At 62.2% G+C, this 19,037-nt stretch carries 13 protein-coding genes and 2 pseudogenes; 11 read left to right on the top strand and 4 right to left on the bottom strand.

Annotation, left to right across the window (positions count from 1 at the left end; translation table 11 throughout):
* Positions 1–1,535 (bottom strand): annotated as a pseudogene (gene fixL, locus CIC12_RS18020) (oxygen sensor histidine kinase FixL); the annotation flags it as partial.
* 275 nt (positions 1,536–1,810) lie between these two features.
* Here fixL and aceE point away from each other — a divergent pair.
* From aceE to lpdA, 3 genes are all read left to right on the top strand, one after another.
* A complete protein-coding gene (gene aceE, locus CIC12_RS18015; protein ID WP_168665531.1) occupies positions 1,811–4,507 on the top strand; it encodes a pyruvate dehydrogenase (acetyl-transferring), homodimeric type in 2,697 nt (898 codons plus the stop codon).
* Between the two features lie 86 nt (positions 4,508–4,593).
* Positions 4,594–6,255 carry a dihydrolipoyllysine-residue acetyltransferase gene (gene aceF / locus CIC12_RS18010; protein ID WP_168665529.1) on the top strand — a complete coding sequence of 554 codons (1,662 nt, stop codon included), beginning with the start codon at positions 4,594–4,596 and terminating at the stop codon, positions 6,253–6,255.
* A gap of 284 nt (positions 6,256–6,539) precedes the next feature.
* Entirely contained in the window at positions 6,540–8,330 is a 1,791-nt protein-coding gene (gene lpdA, locus CIC12_RS18005) for a dihydrolipoyl dehydrogenase (protein ID WP_168665527.1), read from the top strand.
* A 343-nt stretch (positions 8,331–8,673) separates the two neighbouring features.
* Here lpdA and CIC12_RS18000 read toward each other — a convergent pair whose 3' ends face one another.
* Positions 8,674–9,246, bottom strand: a complete 573-nt coding sequence (locus CIC12_RS18000) for a phasin family protein (RefSeq protein ID WP_095418901.1) — start codon at positions 9,244–9,246, stop codon at positions 8,674–8,676.
* 771 nt (positions 9,247–10,017) lie between these two features.
* On the opposite strand from CIC12_RS18000, the gene pbpG reads away from it, so the two are divergent.
* Positions 10,018–11,211 carry a D-alanyl-D-alanine endopeptidase gene (pbpG, locus tag CIC12_RS17995; protein WP_168665525.1) on the top strand — a complete coding sequence of 398 codons (1,194 nt, stop codon included), beginning with the start codon at positions 10,018–10,020 and terminating at the stop codon, positions 11,209–11,211.
* Positions 11,212–11,319: 108 nt separating this feature from the next.
* On the opposite strand, the gene CIC12_RS17990 is transcribed toward pbpG, so the two are convergent.
* Complete coding sequence (locus CIC12_RS17990) at positions 11,320–12,126, bottom strand: IclR family transcriptional regulator (protein ID WP_168665523.1); 807 nt, start codon at positions 12,124–12,126, stop codon at positions 11,320–11,322.
* A 178-nt stretch (positions 12,127–12,304) separates the two neighbouring features.
* Between CIC12_RS17990 and CIC12_RS17985 the strand changes: the two genes are divergently transcribed.
* On the top strand, positions 12,305–13,027 hold the full coding sequence (locus tag CIC12_RS17985) for a (Fe-S)-binding protein (RefSeq protein ID WP_168665521.1): 723 nt from the start codon (positions 12,305–12,307) through the stop codon (positions 13,025–13,027).
* 119 nt (positions 13,028–13,146) lie between these two features.
* On the top strand, positions 13,147–14,562 hold the full coding sequence (locus CIC12_RS17980; protein ID WP_168665519.1) for a lactate utilization protein B: 1,416 nt from the start codon (positions 13,147–13,149) through the stop codon (positions 14,560–14,562).
* Positions 14,563–14,788: 226 nt separating this feature from the next.
* Here the strand turns inward: CIC12_RS17980 and CIC12_RS17975 are convergent.
* Positions 14,789–15,330: pseudogene (locus tag CIC12_RS17975) on the bottom strand (hypothetical protein).
* A gap of 261 nt (positions 15,331–15,591) precedes the next feature.
* On the opposite strand from CIC12_RS17975, the gene CIC12_RS17970 reads away from it, so the two are divergent.
* The 5 genes from CIC12_RS17970 (at position 15,592) to iscU (ending at position 18,962) form a co-directional block, all read left to right on the top strand.
* Entirely contained in the window at positions 15,592–15,831 is a 240-nt protein-coding gene (locus CIC12_RS17970; protein WP_168665517.1) for a hypothetical protein, read from the top strand.
* A 186-nt stretch (positions 15,832–16,017) separates the two neighbouring features.
* On the top strand, positions 16,018–16,515 hold the full coding sequence (locus CIC12_RS17965; RefSeq protein ID WP_168665515.1) for a low molecular weight protein-tyrosine-phosphatase: 498 nt from the start codon (positions 16,018–16,020) through the stop codon (positions 16,513–16,515).
* Positions 16,516–16,646: 131 nt separating this feature from the next.
* Complete coding sequence (gene iscR / locus CIC12_RS17960) at positions 16,647–17,177, top strand: Fe-S cluster assembly transcriptional regulator IscR (protein WP_042322770.1); 531 nt, start codon at positions 16,647–16,649, stop codon at positions 17,175–17,177.
* A 73-nt stretch (positions 17,178–17,250) separates the two neighbouring features.
* Positions 17,251–18,474, top strand: a complete 1,224-nt coding sequence (locus CIC12_RS17955; protein ID WP_168665512.1) for an IscS subfamily cysteine desulfurase — start codon at positions 17,251–17,253, stop codon at positions 18,472–18,474.
* Positions 18,475–18,545: 71 nt separating this feature from the next.
* The gene (gene iscU / locus CIC12_RS17950; RefSeq protein WP_042322772.1) at positions 18,546–18,962 is read left to right on the top strand and encodes a Fe-S cluster assembly scaffold IscU; all 417 of its coding nucleotides are present in this window, start codon (positions 18,546–18,548) and stop codon (positions 18,960–18,962) included.
* Positions 18,963–19,037: the final 75 nt, after the last annotated feature.

Raw genomic sequence — 19,037 nt, 5'->3', positions numbered from 1 at the left:
GTATCCACCATATCGATCGAATCCGACGACGCCTGTGCGCTATCGAACCCGCCGCCCGCCAATTCCAGATGACCGTCCGGGCGGATGCCGAACAGGTGCCGGTAGTAGCGGTTGGCGAACAGGAGTTCGGCTTCGTCGGCGGCCAGCACGGACACCGCGGCGTCGAGGCTTTCGAGCACGGTGGTGAAGCGTTCGTGGGCGGCGGCGAGTTCCTCGCGCGCGCGCTTCGGTTCGGTGATGTCGGTCATCGACGACATCCAGCCGGTCTGACGGCCCGAGCTGTCGATCAGCGGCGACACGTAAAGACGCGCGTGGAACGACGAGCCGTCCTTCCTGCGCACCCGTAATTCGAAGCCCGAGGACGGCGCCTTGCCGCGCAGCGTCATGTCGAGCTGGCGCTGCATTTCCGGATAGGCGTCGCGCGGCCAGTAGGCGAACGGCGCGTTCTTGCCGACCAGATCGCTTTCGTCCCATCCGGTCATCCGGCAGAACGCGGGATTGACGTGGGTGATGCGGCCGTGCATGTCGAGCACGCGCATGCCGATCAGCACCGAGTTTTCCATCGCGCGGCGAAAGAACGCTTCCGCGTACAGCGCCTGTTGTGCTTCGAAGCGCTGGCGCGTGTGCTTCCACAGACTCCACAGGCTCCACAGCACGAAGCACGAGAGGCCCGCCACCAGCCAAACCAGCGTGTTGTTGGTGAAGTTGGTCATCTGCGGGAACGCGTAGACGCGCACCGAGATGCCCTGACCCGGCGGATCGAGCGGCAGGTCGTAGAACATGTCGCGCGGCAGGCGCGGGCGGGTCGACGTGGTGGTCAACTCGCGGTTGTTCACGTCGATGATCGAGATCTTGTATTTGGCTGACAGCTCGGGCGGGATGTCGCGCTTGAGTATCCCTTCGACCGAGAACACCGCCGCGATCGCCCCGAGGAACTCACGGTCGCGGAACACCGGCGTTTGCAGCGTGATGTAGCCGTTGCCGAGGTCGTCGTAGATCAGCGGCGAATAGACCTGGCGACGGGTGTCGCGCGCTTCGGTGAAGGCGGCCTTGACCGCTTCGTCCATCTGCGCGTCGTTGGGTCTCGCGAGCCGCTGGCCGAACACGGGCAATGCGGTATTGGGCCAGCGCGGCTGTTGCGCGCTGGTGTACCAGTTCATGTACAGGATCTCGGGATGCCCCTGCATGATGTCCGTAGTGGACGCCTGGAACGAATGCGGATCGGCGTGGCCGGTGGCCAGATCGCGCGCGAGCGCCTGAATCTGTTCCTGCGCGCCGGTCATGGACAGGCGGATCTGCTGCTGCGCCCACGCGACGTTACGGTAGAGAGTGTCTTCCTGCTGCTGCTGTTCGCGCCGGTTGAGGCTCCACAGGATCAGGCTCATGACGACCAGGAAAACCAGGATCGACAGGAGCGGCGTCAGCAAATAGGAATTCGACCACCATGGTCCATGGTGCCAGCGGGAGGACGGCGTCGAATCGCCCGGGGAACCGGCGGTGCGCGCCGAGCGAGCGAAAAGCCGTTCGGTCAACATGCGTGGCATTGTAGCGCAGCGCGTGACCGACAAAAGGCGCAAAAAAGCACGGAAAGTGCCGTTAATCGGCGCAAACTAGCCGACGTATCCGTCGATCGGCAGTCAAACCAGGTTGCGTCGCAGCAATTTTCCGCATTATGAGAAGTGATCTCGTCATTTGAAAATTTTGTTGCGTGGACGTCGGGACCCTTATTACAATCGGCCGGAGCTGCCGCGGTCGTGCTTCGTCCGCGTCGTCTGTCCAAAGAGCGTTCCTCTATATCCAGGAGACGAGCATGTCCGCTGTACCCGACGAAGTCATGAAATATGTCGCCGCTGAAAAAGACGACGATCCCCAGGAAACCGGCGAATGGCTTGAAGCGCTGGATGGCGTGATTTCTGCTGTGGGCCCCGACCGCGCCCACTATCTGATCGAGAAACAGATCGAGTTCGCCCGCGTGCACGGCGAACATCTACCGTTCTCGGCTAACACCCCCTACATCAATACGATTCCCGTCGCTCGTCAGGCGAAGATCCCCGGCGACCAGGACCTCGAACACCGCATCCGCTCGTACACGCGCTGGAACGCCATCGCGATGGTGCTGCGCGCGGGCAAGGAAACCAACGTCGGCGGCCACATCGCATCGTTCGCTTCGGCGGCCACGCTGTATGACGTCGGCTACAACCACTTCTGGCACGCGCCGTCGGCCGAGCATGGCGGCGATCTCGTGTTTGTGCAGGGCCACTCGTCGCCGGGCGTCTACTCGCGTGCGTTCCTGCTTGGCCGCCTGAGCGAAAACCAGCTCGACAACTTCCGCCAGGAAGTGGGCGGCGAGGGCATCTCGTCGTACCCGCATCCGTGGCTGATGCCGGACTTCTGGCAGTTCCCCACCGTGTCGATGGGCCTCGGCCCGATCATGGCGATCTACCAGGCGCGCTTCATGAAGTACATGCAGGCGCGCGGCATCACGAAGACCGAAGGCCGCAAGGTCTGGGCCTTCCTCGGCGACGGCGAAACGGACGAGCCGGAATCGCTCGGCGCGATCGGCATGGCCGGCCGCGAACGCCTCGACAACCTCGTGTTCGTGATCAACTGCAACCTGCAGCGCCTCGACGGCCCGGTGCGCGGTAACGGCAAGATCATCCAGGAACTCGAAAGCGAATTCCGCGGCGCCGGCTGGAACGTGATCAAGGTGATCTGGGGCAGCCGCTGGGATGCGCTGTTCCAGCGCGACAAGTCGGGCGCGCTGATGCGCCGGATGATGGAAGTCGTCGACGGCGAATACCAGACGTACAAGTCGGAGTCGGGTGCCTATGTGCGCGAGCACTTCTTCAACACGCCGGAACTCAAGGCGCTGGTCGCCGAATGGTCCGACGAAGACATCTGGAATCTGAATCGCGGCGGCCACGATCCGCACAAGATTTACGCAGCGTTCCAGGAAGCGTCGAATTCGAAGGGCCAGCCGACCGTCATCCTCGCGAAGACGATCAAGGGCTACGGCATGGGCGAAGCCGGCCAGGCGATGAACATCACCCACCAGCAGAAGAAGATGCAGGTGGAGCAGTTGAAGAAATTCCGCGACCAGTTCCGTCTGCCGATCGCCGACGAAGACCTCGTCAACGTGCCGTACCTCAAGTTCGAAGAAGGTTCGAAGGAACTCGAGTACATGCGCGCCCGCCGCCAGGACCTCGGCGGCTATCTGCCGGCGCGTCGTCAGAAGGCGGACTCGCTGCCGGTGCCGGAACTGTCGGCGTTCGAACCGCTCTTGAAGGGCACGGGCGAAGGCCGCGAGATCTCCACGACGATGGCGTTCGTGCGGATCCTGAACATCCTGCTGAAGGACAAGGCACTCGGCAAGCGCATCGTGCCGATCGTGCCGGACGAGTCGCGTACCTTCGGTATGGAAGGCCTGTTCCGTCAGATCGGCATCTGGAATCAGGACGGCCAGAAGTACGTGCCGGAAGATTCCGACCAGCTGATGTTCTACCGCGAATCGGAAAGCGGTCAGATCCTGCAGGAAGGCATCAACGAAGCCGGCGGCATGTCGGACTGGATCGCGGCCGCGACGTCGTACTCGACGCACGGCGAGATCATGATCCCGTTCTACATCTTCTACTCGATGTTCGGTTTCCAGCGTATCGGCGACCTCGCATGGGCGGCGGGCGACATGCGCTCGCGCGGCTTCCTGCTGGGCGGCACCGCCGGCCGCACGACGCTGAACGGCGAAGGTCTGCAACACGAAGACGGGCACTCGCTGTTGTGGGCCGCTTCGGTGCCGAACTGCATCAGCTACGACCCGACGTTCGGTTACGAACTCGCGGTCATCATGCAGGACGGTCTGCGCCGCATGGTGGCTGACCAGGAAGACGTGTATTACTACATCACGGTGATGAACGAGAACTACGAGCACCCGGCGATTCCGCAGGGCGACGCTGTAGCAACCGACATCATCAAGGGCATGTACGCGTTCCGCAAGGCCGAAGCGGACAAGAAGGCGCCGCGCGTGCAGTTGATGGGCGCGGGCACGATCTTCAACGAAGTGATCGCCGCCGCCGACCTGCTGAAGAACGACTGGGGCGTCGCCGCCGACCTGTGGAGCGTGCCGAGCTTCACCGAACTGGCGCGTGAAGGTCACGAAGTCCAGCGCTGGAACCTGTTGCACCCGACCGAAGAGAAGAAACTCTCGCACGTCGAGAAGCTGCTGAAGGACGCGCAAGGTCCGGTCATCGCATCGACCGACTACGTGCGCGCGCTGACCGAGCAGATCCGCGCGTTCGTGCCGCAGAAGTTCGTCGTGCTGGGCACGGATGGCTATGGCCGTTCGGACACCCGCGAAAAGCTGCGCCACTTCTTCGAAGTCGACCGCTACTGGGTCACGGTTGCCGCGCTGAATGCGCTGGCAGACGAAGGCACGATCGAACGCAAGGTGGTCGCCGAGGCGCTCAAGAAGTACAACCTTGATCCCGCCAAACCCAACCCGATGACCGTCTAAGGCATCATTCCCCGTGTGCCACGGCGTGCGCGCCTGCTTCTGATCGACAGAGGCAGGCTGCGTGCGCGGCCCAGGAGACACTAACAATGAGTCAAGCGATCGAAGTCAAGGTGCCGGACATCGGCGATTACAAGGACATTCCTGTGATCGAGGTGCTGGTGAAGGCGGGTGATACCGTCGAGAAAGAGCAATCGCTCGTTACGCTGGAATCCGACAAGGCGACCATGGACGTGCCGAGTTCGGCGGCCGGCGTCGTCAAGGAAGTGAAGGTCAAGGTCGGCGACAACGTGTCGGAAGGTTCGCTGATCGTCGTGCTGGAAAGCGCTGAAGGCGGCGCGGCGGCTGCGGCTCCGGCCGCGGCTGCTGCACCGGCGCCCGCGCCTGCTGCCGCACCGGCGCCCGCGCCGGCTGCTGCGCCCGCACCCGTTTCGGGCGGCGGCCTGCAGGAAGTCAAGGTGCCGGATATCGGCGACTACAAAGACATTCCCGTGATCGAAGTCGCGGTGAAGGTCGGCGACCGCGTCGAGAAAGAGCAGTCGCTGGTGACGCTCGAATCCGACAAGGCAACCATGGACGTGCCGAGCTCGGCCGCCGGGGTCGTCAAGGAAGTGAAGGTCAAGGTCGGCGATACGGTCTCGGAAGGCTCGGTGATCGTCGTGGTGGAAGCCGAAGGTGGCGCTGCTGCGCCGGCTCCCGCACCGGCCGCGAAGCCGGCGCCCGCCGAAAAGCCGTCCGATGAGCCGGCGACGCCGTCGCCCGCGCCGGCCGCGCCGTCGGCGCTTGCGCAAGCACCGTCGATTCCGGCGGGCGAGGGCGGCACGCGCCACGCGAGCCACGCGTCGCCGTCGGTGCGCAAGTTCGCACGCGAACTCGGTGTCGACGTCACGCAGGTGAAGGGCACGGGTCCGAAAGGCCGCATTACGCAAGCCGACGTGACCGCCTTCATCAAGGGCGTGATGACTGGCCAGCGCGCAGCGCCCGCAGGCGCGGCGCCGGCGGCCGCAGGTGGCGGCGAGCTGAATTTGCTGCCGTGGCCGAAGGTCGACTTCACGAAGTTCGGTCCGATCGATCCGAAGCCGCTGTCGCGCATCAAGAAGATTTCGGGCGCGAACCTGCATCGCAACTGGGTCATGATTCCGCACGTCACGAACAACGACGAAGCGGACATCACCGAACTCGAAGCGCTGCGCGTGCAATTGAACAAGGAAAACGAAAAGGCCGGCGTGAAAATTACGATGCTGGCGTTCGTGATCAAGGCCGTGGTATCGGCCTTGAAGAAATTCCCGACGTTCAATGCGAGCCTCGATGGCGACAACCTCGTGTTCAAGCAGTACTACCACGTGGGTTTTGCGGCCGATACGCCGAATGGCCTGGTGGTGCCGGTGATTCGCGACGCCGACAAGAAGGGTCTCGTCGAGATCGCCAAGGAAATGACGGATCTGTCGAAGGCCGCACGCGACGGCAAGCTCAAGCCGGATCAGATGCAAGGCGGCTGCTTCTCGATTTCATCGCTCGGCGGGATCGGCGGCACGCATTTCACGCCTATCATCAACGCGCCTGAAGTCGCCATTCTCGGTCTGTCGCGTGGAGCGATGAAGCCGGTGTGGGACGGCAAGCAGTTCGTGCCGAAGCTGATGTTGCCGCTGTCGCTGTCGTATGACCATCGGGTTATCGACGGGGCTGAAGCTGCGCGCTTCAATGCGTATCTTGGGGCGCTTCTTGCCGATTTCCGGCGTGTGATTCTTTGATGTGGTGATTGCGCGGGGCGCGGGTTGTTTTGTCTGTGATCCGCGCACTTCTGGAGAACCTGCTTTCCCGGTGGTCTATTAGTGTTGCCCCTGTGCGGGCGGCGCCTACTTTTTTTGTACCCCAAGGGCATTTCCTTCGGGGCGTCTTCCAAAGAGAAGTAGGCAAAAGAAGGGCGCGTCCTTGGGCGGAAAGCAAAGGATGATTCTGTCCGCCGCGCTGCCAGCCCTGGGGCACATCGTTGCAGGTTCTTCGCTCATCACGATCAATAAGAGAAGGGGACAACATGAGTCTCGTCGAAGTAAAAGTGCCGGATATCGGTGACTTCAAGGACGTCGATGTCATCGAAGTCAATATCAAAGCGGGCGACGTCATCGAGAACGAACAGGCGCTGATGACGCTCGAGTCCGATAAGGCCTCCATCGAAGTGCCGAGCGATACCGCCGGTACCGTCAAGGAAGTCCGCGTGAAAGCCGGCGACAAGGTCTCGCAAGGCATCGTGATCGCGCTCGTCGAAACGTCGGCGGACGCGGCGCCCGCCAAGGACGCACCGAAGGCTGCGGCCAGGGAGCCTGAAAAGGCTCCGGCGCAGGCGGCAGCAGCGCCCGCGCCGAAGTCGGCGGCGCCCACGCCCGCTCCGCAAGCCGGCAGTTTCGCGGGCAGCGCGGATATCGAGTGCGACATGCTCGTGCTCGGCTCGGGCCCCGGCGGCTATTCGGCCGCGTTCCGCTCGGCCGACCTCGGTATGAAGACGGTGCTGGTCGAGCGCTATTCGACGCTCGGCGGCGTGTGTCTGAATGTCGGCTGTATTCCGTCGAAAGCGCTACTGCATACGGCGCTCGTGATCGACGAAGCCGAAGCGCTCGGCTCGCACGGCATCACGTTCGGCAAGCCGCAGATCGATCTCGACAAGCTGCGCGACTTCAAGTCGGGCGTCGTCAGGAAGCTGACCGGCGGCCTCGCTGGCATGGCCAAGGCACGCAAGGTCGAAGTGGTGACGGGCACCGGCGCGTTCGTCGATCCGAACCACATGGAAGTGCAGACCGAAGGCGGCAAGAAGGTCGTCAAGTTCAAGCAGGCGATCATTGCCGCGGGCTCGGAAGCGGTGAAGCTGCCGTTCATTCCGGAAGACCCGCGCGTGGTCGACTCGACCGGCGCGCTCGAATTGCGGCAGATCCCGCAGCGCATGCTGGTGATTGGCGGCGGCATCATCGGCCTCGAAATGGCGACGGTGTATGCGACGCTCGGCGCGAAGATCGACGTGGTCGAAATGCTCGACGGCCTGATGGCCGGCGCGGACCGCGATCTGGTCAAAGTGTGGGAGAAGTTCAACAGCAAGCGTTTCGCGAACGTCATGCTGAAGACCAGGACCACCGCAGCCGAAGCGAAGGACGACGGCATCTACGTGTCGTTCGAAGGTGAGAAGGCACCGGCCGAAGCGCAGCGCTATGACCTCGTTCTGGTTGCCGTCGGCCGTACGCCGAACGGCAAGCGGATCGGCGCGGACAAGGCGGGCGTCGCGGTCACTGATCGCGGTTTCATCGACGTCGACAAGCAGATGCGCACCAATGTGCCGCATATCTTCGCGATCGGCGATATCGTCGGTCAACCGATGCTCGCACACAAGGCGGTGCACGAAGGCCACGTCGCCGCCGAAGCCGCGCATGGCGAGAAGGCGTACTTCGACGCGCTGCAGATTCCGTCGGTGGCCTACACCGATCCGGAAGTGGCGTGGGCCGGCAAGACTGAAGACCAGTTAAAGGCTGCGGGCATCAAGTACGGCAAGGCGGTATTCCCGTGGGCCGCTTCGGGCCGCGCGATCGCCAACGGCCGCGACGAAGGCTTCACGAAACTGCTGTTCGACGAGGAAACGCATCGCGTGATCGGCGGCGGGATCGTCGGTCTGAATGCGGGCGACCTGATCAGCGAAGTCTGTCTCGCAGTCGAAATGGGCGCGGATGCGACCGACATCGGCAAGACGATTCATCCGCACCCGACGCTGGGCGAATCGATCGGGATGGCCGCCGAACTGTATGAAGGCGTCTGCACCGATTTGCCGCCGCAGAAAAAGAAGTAAAGCCGCGCGGCTCGTGCGCTCGCGGGCGGGTTCGAAGGCAAAAAGAAACGGCGCGTCCCGTCAGGAACGCGCCGTTTCTTTTCAGAGGGCAACAGGGCCGGGCGCTTGTCGTGCCGCCACGACACAGACGGCGGTGGCTTACGCATGCTCGTCGCCTCATAGGGGGCGACGGCCAAAAAAATCCCGGCTTTTAGCCGGGCAAACGATACGCTATTCACGTATCGGAGCGTTCGGCCAATCAAACCGTGTGAGCGGCAACGGCGCGACGCTGTTGCTTACGATAACGCCGGCACTGCTTGCGCGGTGCCGGCGTGAGGTACTGCCCGAAAGCGATGCCTGAAGCTTAGACTGCCTTCTTGGCCGAGCGCGATGCTTGCGCAGCGGCTTGCGAGGCTGCCTTCGACGCGGCCGTAGCGGCTGCGTTGAAGTTGCTTTCGGCGATTTCGACAGCTTGCTTGGTCGCCTTGTGAACCGTTTCGTACGTGGTGTTGGCGGCGGTGATTGCCGACTTCATCACGGCGACGGCGGTTTCCGAACCGGCCGGTGCGTTCTTCGCAACATTTTCGACGAGCGACTGCACCTTGCGGTTTTGTTCTTCGAACTGGGCTTCCGCGACGCGGGTGAATTCACCTTGCGTTGCCGAAACGATTTCATACACGTGGCGGCCATACGACAGCGCCTTTTCAGCCACCGGCTGTGCGAGGCTCGCCTGCAGCGCCAGCAATTCCTGCGCGTCCTTGACCGACAGCGCGCGTTGGGCATTTTCCTGGCTTTCCGCGAGCGTCGACTTGACGACTTGCAAGTTCAGCTCAACCAGCTTTTCGACGCCTTCGAATGCTTTGGTCGTCAGGCCGAACAGCGTTTCGAAGTTGGCTTTCTGGGCTGCGGCGAATTGCTCAGGGGTCAGCAGAGTCATGGTTTACGCTCCTGGATTGCGGTCTGTCTGTGCGGACCGCATTGGGTGGGTGGCGAGACGGAAGATGGTCTCCCCGGACCGCGATGTATTGTGCATCGCAGCAATGGTTCCCATTTTAGGATGACCACAATGAATGTCAAGCGGTTTTTGTGCGGCGCACAATTTTAAGAAAATGCTGACAAAACAATACGTTATGCAGTAAGCATGTCATTCGCGTGACGCCGGTCGATTTGCCTGCTGCACCGTGCTGGTGCGGCATAAATCGGCATTCGATACTAGTTCTGTGAGTTTTTTCTCCCGCTGCAGCGGGATTGAGCGGGGAACGGTAACATCCGCATCTCACGAAAGGTCGTGAAATCGAAGGTTCGGTGTAAACCGCAGACTGTCACGGAACGTTAATGTTTCGTACCGGTCGAATGCGCGTTGGCGGTCTCCAGCAGGCGCTTACAAGATGATCGGGAAGGCCCGACGACGTCCTGCCGTATCGGCGGCACTACACCTGCCGATGCTCCACCCGTATTTCCCCTCGTCAAGGTTGTCTCGAAATTGCCGTTAAGCTGCACGGCTCCCTCGATTCGGGCGGATGCCGACAGGGCGAGACGCAGCACCTTGGCGATCGTTTTTTTCGATCGACATGCGGCACTTATTTGTGTCTTTGCGATCGGAGCTTACAAGCCGGTTTAAGGAGCGCTTATAAGTGCTTCAAATTGCTAATTTTTCGTTGTTTTACTACACTTGCGGAAACCTCTCGCCGCTCCCTACCGAACACCCATGAAAACCGACATGTTTTCGTCGCTAAAAGTGATCCACGGCGCGGCCCGCAGCACCGCTCTGTCGGTGGCCGTCTCCCTGGCCGTCGCAGCGGCGTTCGCCACGCCTGTCGACAGCTTTGCCGCCACGGCTGCTGCGACTGCAAAAACCTCCAAACACGCTAAGGCCGCGAAGAAGCCATCCGCCGCGGCCGCCACTGCCAAGGTGTCGGGCAGGTCGGCGAAGGCCGGGAAAGGCGCGGCGGTGAAAACCGCGGCCGCCGCGGACGACGATGCGCCGCGCGCCAGCGCCAAGCGCAAGCGCGTGAGTTTCACGTCGAACGGCCGTCACCGCTCGGTGGTGCGCCGCGTCGCGTATGAGCCGCGCCAGCCGACAGTCGGCCAGGCTTTCGGCCTGCACGAAACGCCGGACGCGCTGATGTTGCGTTCGAGCGTCGCCTATGTGATCGACCAGAACTCCGGCGAACCGCTGTTCGACAAGAACTCGCGCGCCGTCGTGCCAATCGCGTCGATCACCAAGCTCATGACGTCGATGGTGGTGCTCGATTCGAAAGAGTCGATGACCGATCAGATCGAAGTGACCGACGAAGACCGCGACTACGAAAAGAACACCGGCTCGCGGCTATCGGTGGGCTCGGTACTGTCGCGTGAGGACATGCTGCACATCGCGCTGATGGCCTCGGAAAACCGGGCCGCCGCTGCGCTGTCGCGGTATTTCCCGGGGGGGCGTCCGGCGTTCCTCGCCGCGATGAACGCGAAGGCCAAACAACTCGGCATGACCGACACGCACTTCGAAAACCCCACGGGTTTGACGAGCCAGAACGTGTCGAGCGCGCGTGACCTCGTGAAGATGGTGAACGCGGCTTACCAATACCCGCTGATCCGCAAATTCTCGACCGATCGCAGTTACGAGGTGTACACCGGCAAGCGTTCGCTGGCGTATAACAGCACCAATGCGCTGGTGCGCAACCCGACGTGGGACATTGGTCTGCAGAAGACCGGTTTCATCAACGAGGCGGGCGAGTGCCTCGTGATGCAGGCGACCATTCATGGCCGTCCGATGATCATGGTGCTGCTGGATTCGTCGGGCAAGTACTCGCGTTTCGCGGACGCCACGCGTCTGCGCACGTGGCTGGATAACGGCGGCGACCAGCCGCGTATCACCAGCGCGGATGCCGGCGGTCCCGGCACCTGAAGTGGTGCGTTGTGGCGGCCCGTTTTCAGGACGGCCGCGCGTGAATGAAAAAAGCCTCGCATTTTCGCGAGGCTTTTTCATTGCAACGGCGCAGGAGTGGCGATCGTCTCAGGCGTGATGACTGCGCGAATGATCGTGCGGCGCTTGTGGCCGATAGCCGAGCGCTGTGGAAATCATTAGCGCGGTTTGACTGAGCTGCCCGAGCCACGAGTCCTGCAGGCGGTCTGCCGGCGCCGATAGCGACAGGCCAGCGACCAGCTTGCCGGTGTCGTCGTAGATGCCGGCTGCGATGCAACGCACGCCCAGTTCCAGTTCCTCGTTGTCGCGCGCGCAGGCCTGCTGGCGCACGTGCGACAACTCGCGCTCCAGCTTGCTCAGGTCAGTGATGCTGTTCTGCGTGTGGCCCGACAGACCGGTGCGCGTGGCGTAGGCTCGCACGCGAGTGGATTCGTCGGCGGCGAGGAATAGCTTGCCCACCGAAGTCAGATGCAGCGGCGCCCGCCCGCCGATGGCCCGCACCACCTGCATGCCGGAACGTTCGGAATAAGCGCGTTCGATATAGACGATTTCGTCGCCCTGGCGTACCGACAGGTTCACCGTTTGCCCGGTCTGCCGGTGCAACTCGCGCATTGGCGTCAGCGCCGCGTCGCGCACCGATAGACGCGCCTTTACCAGATTGCCCAGTTCGAGCAGGCGCATGCCGAGACGGTAGGTGCCGGGGTCCGAGCGGTCGACCAGCCGGCACATCACCATGTCGTTCAGGATGCGGTGCGCGGTGGACGGGTGCAACTCCGTGCGGATAGCGAGTTCTTTCAGGCTGACCGGGTCGCTATGCGCCGCGAGTGCATCGAGCAGGCGCATCATGCGTTCGATCACCTGGATCGAAGTTTTGGGATCCGGGTTCGTATCGCTCATGGGAGGAATCGGTTGACGCGTCAAACAGCGGAAATTGATTGTATCTCGTATAGTGAAAAAAGCGAACGCGGTTCGAAGGCCTGCTCGAATTGGCGAGGCGTTCGTCCTATGCCTTCCGGCCGTTGGTATTGTGCGCCAAACAGCGGATAATCAGGGACGTTTTCCCGAAGGAGGGCTCATGCGAGTCGGATTGTTCGTCACCTGCCTGGTCGATCTGATGCGTCCCGAGATTGGCTTTTCGGTCATCAAACTGATCGAGGGCGCTGGTTTCGAGGTGGTGGTGCCACCGGCGCAGACCTGTTGCGGGCAGCCCGCGTACAACTCGGGAGAGCGGCGCATGGCGCGCGATCTGGCCGAGAAAACCCTGCGCGAGTTCGAACAGTTCGATTACGTCGTGGTGCCGTCGGGGTCGTGCGGCGGCATGATCCGCGTGCACTACGGCGACCTGTTCGCCGACGACCCCGAGCTGATGAACCGCTACGGGCGGGTGCGCGCGAGGGTGTTCGAGCTGACCGATTTCCTCGTCAACGTGGCCAAAGTGCAATTGCAGCCGGGCGAGTTCGCGGGCAAGGTGACGTACCACGACGCCTGCTCGGGGTTGCGCGAACTCGGCGTGAAGAGCCAGCCGCGCGCGTTGCTCGCACAAGTGGGCGTTGCGGTGACGGAGATGAAGGACTGCGAGCATTGCTGCGGTTTCGGCGGCACCTTCGCAGTCAAGTACGGCGATATCTCGACGGCGATCGTCGACGAGAAGTGCGCGAATATCAGTGCGAGCGGCGCCGGCACAGTGGTGCTCGGCGACCTGGGCTGCATGCTCAACATCGAAGGCCGTCTACGGCGAACCGGGGACTCGACCACGCGGGTGCTGCACATCGCTCAGGTGCTGGCGGGAGACGTGTAGGCGCGTGGCCGTTGGTCGCCACCTGCCGCTTGTCGTTCCACTCGCGCCATTCATTTCACGCCTATCGACTCGCGCCTTCCGTGCCGCGCGTCGCGTTTTCGATTTCGCACAAGGCCGCCATGCAAATCCAATCGATGCAGTTCAAGGCTCGCGCCGGTCAGAAACTTGCCGACCAGCGGTTACAGCAGAACCTGACCAAGCTGTCCACCAAGTTCGTGTCGGCCCGCGCCGCGGCCATGACCGCGATCGACTTTCCCGCCACTCGCGCGGCGCTCAAGGAACGCCGCAATCGCGCACTGGACAATCTCGACGTGTGGCTGGAAAACTTCGAACGCGAGGCGAGCCGGCGCGGCGTGACGGTACTGTTCGCCGAAACGACCCAGGAGGCGGCGCGGCTCGTCGGCGACATCGCGCGGCGGCACGACGTCAAGAAGGTGATCAAGACGAAGTCGATGGTTACCGAGGAAATGCGCCTGAACGAAGTGCTGGGGCAAATGGGCGTGCAGTCGATCGAAACCGATCTCGGCGAATACATCCTGCAGATCAACGACAACGAGCCGCCGAGTCACATCATCGCGCCGGTCGTCCATAAGGATAAGGACGAGATCGCCGATCTGTTCGCGAAGACGCATGGCCGCCCGCGTCTGACCGAAATTCCCGAGATGACGCGCGAAGCGCGCGAGATGCTGCGGCCGCACTTCATGAGCGCGGACATGGGCGTGACGGGCGGCAATTTCGTGGTTGCGGAAACGGGCTCGGTCGTCCTCGTCACGAACGAGGGCAACGAAGGCATGTGCACGGTGATGCCGCGTGTGCATGTCGCGGTCACCGGCATCGAGAAAGTGCTGCCGACGCTCGAAGACCTCGCGACGGCGATGCGCCTGCTGCCGCGCTCGGCGACCGGACAGAGCACGTCGAACTATTTTTCCGTGCTGACCGGGCCGCGCGGCGAGGACGATCAGGACGGTCCCGAGCATATGTACGTGGTGCTGGTCGATGGCGGGCGCACGGGGCTGATCGGCGGTGATTTTCAGGAGATGCTCAGATGCATCCGCTGCGGTGCCTGCATGAATCATTGCCCGGTTTATCAGAAGGTCGGCGGCCACGCATATGGATGGGTTTATCCTGGGCCGATGGGTTCGGTATTGACTCCGAGCTATGTCGGAATTGACAAGGCGCTGGACTTGCCGCAGGCCGCGACGTTGTGCGGCGAGTGCAATAGCGTGTGCCCGGTGGGGATTCCGCTCTCCGATTTGCTGCGCAAGTTGCGGGAGAAGCAGGTGGAGCGGCGGCTGCGTCCGTGGAAGGAGCGCGTCGGGCTGGCCGTGTGGGGTTTTCTGGCGCTGCATCCCGGCGCTTATGCGCTCTTCACCAAGCTGGCCGTGCGCGTGCTGGAGCGGATGGGTGGACGCAATCGTTCGATTACTAAATTGTCGCTGGGCGGCGCGGGCTGGACCAACACGCGCGATATGCCGGCGCCGGTCGGCCGTACGTTCAGGGAGTTGTATGCCGCGCAACGCAGCCATATTGGCTGAGCTGAACTGGCGTTGAGCGAGCGGCGTTGCGCGTAGATGTGCGCAATGGTTGGCGGCTCGGCGAGGCCCGCCGCGCCGGCAACACGGTGCCGCGCAGAAAATAGAGTCCATGAGATTGACGAGCCGCCGCTTGAGCGCGGCAACTCAACTCATTATCGGGCGTGGGGATTCGCCACTCGTGGTGAAGCCTGCGAAAGCGATGTCCGCATCGCGTTGCACGCAGCTCTCAATGCTGCGTTATCGCTCCACCAGATTGACGACCGGACGTGTCTCTGGCGGGCCTTGCGCGGTCACCGCTCACGCGCCCGCCGCCATTGCCCGCCTGCTGCTGCGGCGGTGACTGAGGCGGCGGGCCTCCCGTGCCGGGGCGTGGCGCATTTGACCCGCCNGCCCGCCGACCGCGCCCTGCGGAGGTGGCCCGCCATTCGGCTGCCCATGCCGACCGCCATTGTCGCCGCGATTGTCATGGTTTCCATGATTGTCATTGTTCGGCCGACCCCGGTCCGGGTAGCCCCGATAGCCCGGCCCCGGCCCGTAGTAGCGGCCCGGTCCGCCGTAGTAGCCGGGGCCCGGGTAATCGCTATATCCCATATATACATTGGTTTGCGGCACGACCGGGCCGCCGGTGGGATAGCCGTCATAACCGTCATAGCCGCTATATCCGCCGCCATAACCGTTGCTATACATCGGCGTGCCGTCCGGATAGACCGCGCAGCCGCCGAGCAGGGCGGCGATCAGGACGCCGGTAAGGGGTGCAAGACGTTTCATTTGATGAGCCAATGCGAGAGGATTACCTTCGTAAGACCGCTATTATCCCTGTCCGTCATAAGTCGTTTGTATATGTTTGTAAGGATTTCTTTTTCGTGCCAACCCATGCCACCGACGCAGGCGTGATCAACAATTGACTGTTCCATTTAGAGCAATGCTGTATCTCGTATCGGTGGGTTTTTCCTGATTGTAAATTCCTATAACATTTGCACTGGGCATAGTGCGCCACAAGCTCATGCGCCCCTAATTGGAAAACACATCATGAAAAAGACAATATCGGTGTACTGGCCCCTGGCTATCGTTGTGCCACTCGCTGCGGCTGCTTACCTTCATATTTGCGGCGCTGCTGCCTCACGCGCTCCGCAGATGACGCTGGATGCTGATCAGTTGACCGCGGAACTCGCGCGCGCCGTCTCGTACGGCATGATCGACGCCGCTTCGGCCCTACCTGCCAAGCCGATGCGAGCCACGGCCTCGATGCCGCTTGCCGAGGCATCCTGAGTTCAGGGCCGACAGCTTTGCTGACCGTGCATGCCGGCTGTCGATCGACTGCTTCGCCGAATCGATGCAACTTCTCTGTAAGAAGGCCGCCGCAACACCCGTCGGCGAGAATGTGCCCGGCTTTGTATAATCGCGGCACTATTGATTAACCATCAGTCGCGCCTGAAAAAAGCGCCCGAAACCCCGATGAAAACCGTGTCCGTCTGTTTCGTGTGCCTGGGGAACATCTGCCGTTCGCCGACGGCGGAAGGCGTGATGCGCCGTCTGGTCGATGAGGCGAAACTCGCGGAGCGCATTCTGATCGATTCCGCGGGCACGGGCGACTGGCACGTCGGTCTGCCACCCGACGAGCGCGCGCAGCATGCGGCCGGGCAGCGGGGTTATAAGCTAGCGGCCCTACGCGGTCGCCAGATTACCGCCGCTGACTTCGAGCGCTTCGATCTGCTGATTGCGATGGACGACAAAAACGTCGCCGCGCTGCGCCAGATCTGCCCTGCGGCACAGCGCGACAAGATCCGGCTGTTGATGGAATTCGTCCCGGAAACGGATGGCCGGTGGGGCGGCACCCGCGAAGTCGTCGATCCGTATTTCGGCGGCGCGGAAGGCTTCGAGCAGGTGCTGGATCAGTGCGAAGTCGCCTGCCGCGGCTTGATGGCCGCGTTGCGTCCCCAGTTGCTCACGTAGTTCCCATAGCGGCATATTCAGGTCCACCCGTTATTAAGTAAATGACCCAAATCGCAGCAGGGATACTTGACTAAATCGCTCATGTATTTATACTTGACCAAACTTGTCGAGAATTGCGGTTCCCACACCATATGAGACTCACCACGAAAGGCCGTTTCGCCGTCACGGCGATGATTGACCTGGCGCTGCGCCAGGAGCAGGGCCCGGTGACGCTTGCGGGTATCAGCCAGCGCCAACATATCTCCCTGTCGTACCTTGAGCAGCTGTTTGGCAAGCTGCGTCGTCACGAAATCGTCGAGTCCGTGCGCGGGCCGGGCGGCGGCTACAATCTGGCCCGCCGTGCCGAAGACGTGACGGTGGCCGATATCATCATCGCGGTCGACGAGCCGCTCGATGCCACCCAGTGCGGCGGCAAGGGCTCGTGCGAGGGCACCAAACAGCACGACGGCCACTGCATGACGCATGAACTGTGGTCGACGCTGAACCAGAAAATGGTCGAGTACCTCGATTCGGTCTCCCTGAAGGATCTGGTCGATCAGCAGCGCTCGCGCGAAGGCGCGCCGGCGGTGCTGCGCGACAGGCGCAACGAAGCGCCGGCGGTCGAGCCTGTTCGCACCGTGCCGAAAGGGCCCAATTCCGTTTTCAACATGGCCGGTTCGTGAGGCGCGGTATCTAGCATTCGCCGCCTGATCAAGAACCCAGAAGCCAGAGCACATGACGTCCCCGGAGCAATTGATGAACAACGACTCTCTCCATCTGCCCATTTACATGGACTACAGCGCTACGACGCCGATCGATCCGCGCGTGGTGGACAAGATGATTCCGTATCTGCGCGAGCAGTTCGGCAACCCCGCATCGCGCAGCCACTCGTATGGCTGGGCGGCGGAGCGTGCGGTCGAAGAAGCGCGTGAAAACGTCGCCGCGCTGGTCAACGCAGACCCGCGCGAAATCATCTGGACCTCGGGTGCAACGGAGTCGGACAACCTTGCGATCAAGGGCGCCGCGCACTTCTACAAGAGCAAGGGCAAGCACGTCATCACGGTGAAAACCGAGCACAAGGCCGTGCTCGACACCTGCCGCGAACTCGAGCGCGAAGGCTTTGAAGTCACGTATCTGGACGTCAAGGACGACGGTCTGATCGACCTGGAAAAATTCAAGGCCGCGCTGCGCCCCGACACGATTCTGGTGTCGGTGATGTCGGTGAACAACGAGATCGGCGTGATCCAGGACATCGAGGCGATCGGCGAAATCACCCGCGAGAAGGGCATCATTTTCCACGTCGACGCGGCGCAAGCCACCGGCAAGATCGCCATCGACCTGCAAAAGCTGAAGGTCGATCTGATGTCGTTCTCGGCACACAAGACCTACGGCCCGAAGGGCATCGGCGCGCTTTACGTGCGTCGCAAGCCGCGTATCCGCATCGAAGCACAGATGCACGGCGGCGGTCACGAGCGCGGTATGCGCTCGGGCACGCTTGCCACGCACCAGATCGTCGGTATGGGCGAAGCGTTCCGTATCGCACGCGAAGAAATGGCGACGGAAAACGAGCGCATCCGCATGCTGCGCGACCGTCTGCTTGCCGGCCTGTCGGAAATGGAAGAAGTGTATGTGAACGGCGACATGGAAAAGCGTGTGCCGCACAACCTGAACATCAGCTTCAATTTCGTCGAAGGCGAATCGCTGATCATGGCGGTGAAGGACGTGGCGGTGTCGTCGGGCTCGGCTTGCACGTCGGCTTCGCTGGAACCCTCGTACGTGCTGCGCGCACTCGGCCGCAACGATGAGCTCGCGCACAGCTCGATCCGCTTCACGGTGGGCCGCTTCACGACCGAACAGGACGTCGACTACGTGATCAACCTGCTCAAGAGCAAGATTTCGAAGCTGCGCGACTTGTCGCCGCTGTGGGAAATGCACAAGGACGGGATCGATATTTCGACCATCCAGTGGGCAGCGCACTGACGCGCCGGTTGGACGACGTCGAATTCATCGAATTGCAAATTGCAGGTTGAAATGGATCAAGGAGTGTAATCATGGCTTATAGCGACAAGGTTCTGGACCACTACGAAAACCCGCGCAACGTCGGTTCCTTCGCGAAGGACGACGATGCGGTCGGCACTGGCATGGTCGGCGCGCCGGCCTGCGGCGACGTGATGAAGCTGCAGATCCGCGTGGGCGCGGACGGTGTCATCGAAGACGCGAAGTTCAAGACGTACGGCTGCGGTTCGGCAATCGCGTCGAGCTCGCTCGTCACCGAATGGGTGAAGGGCAAGACGCTCGATCAGGCAATGTCGATCAAGAACACGCAGATCGCCGAAGAACTCGCGCTGCCGCCGGTGAAGATCCACTGCTCGATCCTCGCGGAAGACGCGATCAAGGCTGCGGTCGCCGACTACAAGCAACGTCACGGTGAAGCAGCGGTCGTCGAAGGCGACAAGCAGCACGCTTGAGCGATCTTTGTGGCGCGGGGTTGAGCGCGGTTGAGTGACAGGAAGCGGACGGAGCAGATTCAACGCGCCGTCCAG

The sequence above is a fragment of the Paraburkholderia sp. SG-MS1 genome (genome assembly GCF_012275575.1).
Classification (GTDB): Bacteria; Pseudomonadota; Gammaproteobacteria; order Burkholderiales; family Burkholderiaceae; genus Paraburkholderia.
The sequence above is the reverse complement of the archived record's forward strand: the minus strand, read 5'-3'. Positions and strand labels throughout refer to the sequence as shown.

Coding starts and splice junctions, on each gene's coding strand:
- CIC12_RS17990 (WP_168665523.1), bottom strand. CDS start 12,126: ATGAGCGATACGAACCCGGATCCCAAAACTTCGATCCAGGTGATCGAA.
- aceE (WP_168665531.1), top strand. CDS start 1,811: ATGTCCGCTGTACCCGACGAAGTCATGAAATATGTCGCCGCTGAAAAA.
- CIC12_RS17955 (WP_168665512.1), top strand. CDS start 17,251: ATGAACAACGACTCTCTCCATCTGCCCATTTACATGGACTACAGCGCT.
- pbpG (WP_168665525.1), top strand. CDS start 10,018: ATGAAAACCGACATGTTTTCGTCGCTAAAAGTGATCCACGGCGCGGCC.
- CIC12_RS18000 (WP_095418901.1), bottom strand. CDS start 9,246: ATGACTCTGCTGACCCCTGAGCAATTCGCCGCAGCCCAGAAAGCCAAC.
- CIC12_RS17985 (WP_168665521.1), top strand. CDS start 12,305: ATGCGAGTCGGATTGTTCGTCACCTGCCTGGTCGATCTGATGCGTCCC.
- lpdA (WP_168665527.1), top strand. CDS start 6,540: ATGAGTCTCGTCGAAGTAAAAGTGCCGGATATCGGTGACTTCAAGGAC.
- CIC12_RS17980 (WP_168665519.1), top strand. CDS start 13,147: ATGCAAATCCAATCGATGCAGTTCAAGGCTCGCGCCGGTCAGAAACTT.
- iscU (WP_042322772.1), top strand. CDS start 18,546: ATGGCTTATAGCGACAAGGTTCTGGACCACTACGAAAACCCGCGCAAC.
- CIC12_RS17965 (WP_168665515.1), top strand. CDS start 16,018: ATGAAAACCGTGTCCGTCTGTTTCGTGTGCCTGGGGAACATCTGCCGT.
- iscR (WP_042322770.1), top strand. CDS start 16,647: ATGAGACTCACCACGAAAGGCCGTTTCGCCGTCACGGCGATGATTGAC.
- aceF (WP_168665529.1), top strand. CDS start 4,594: ATGAGTCAAGCGATCGAAGTCAAGGTGCCGGACATCGGCGATTACAAG.
- CIC12_RS17970 (WP_168665517.1), top strand. CDS start 15,592: ATGAAAAAGACAATATCGGTGTACTGGCCCCTGGCTATCGTTGTGCCA.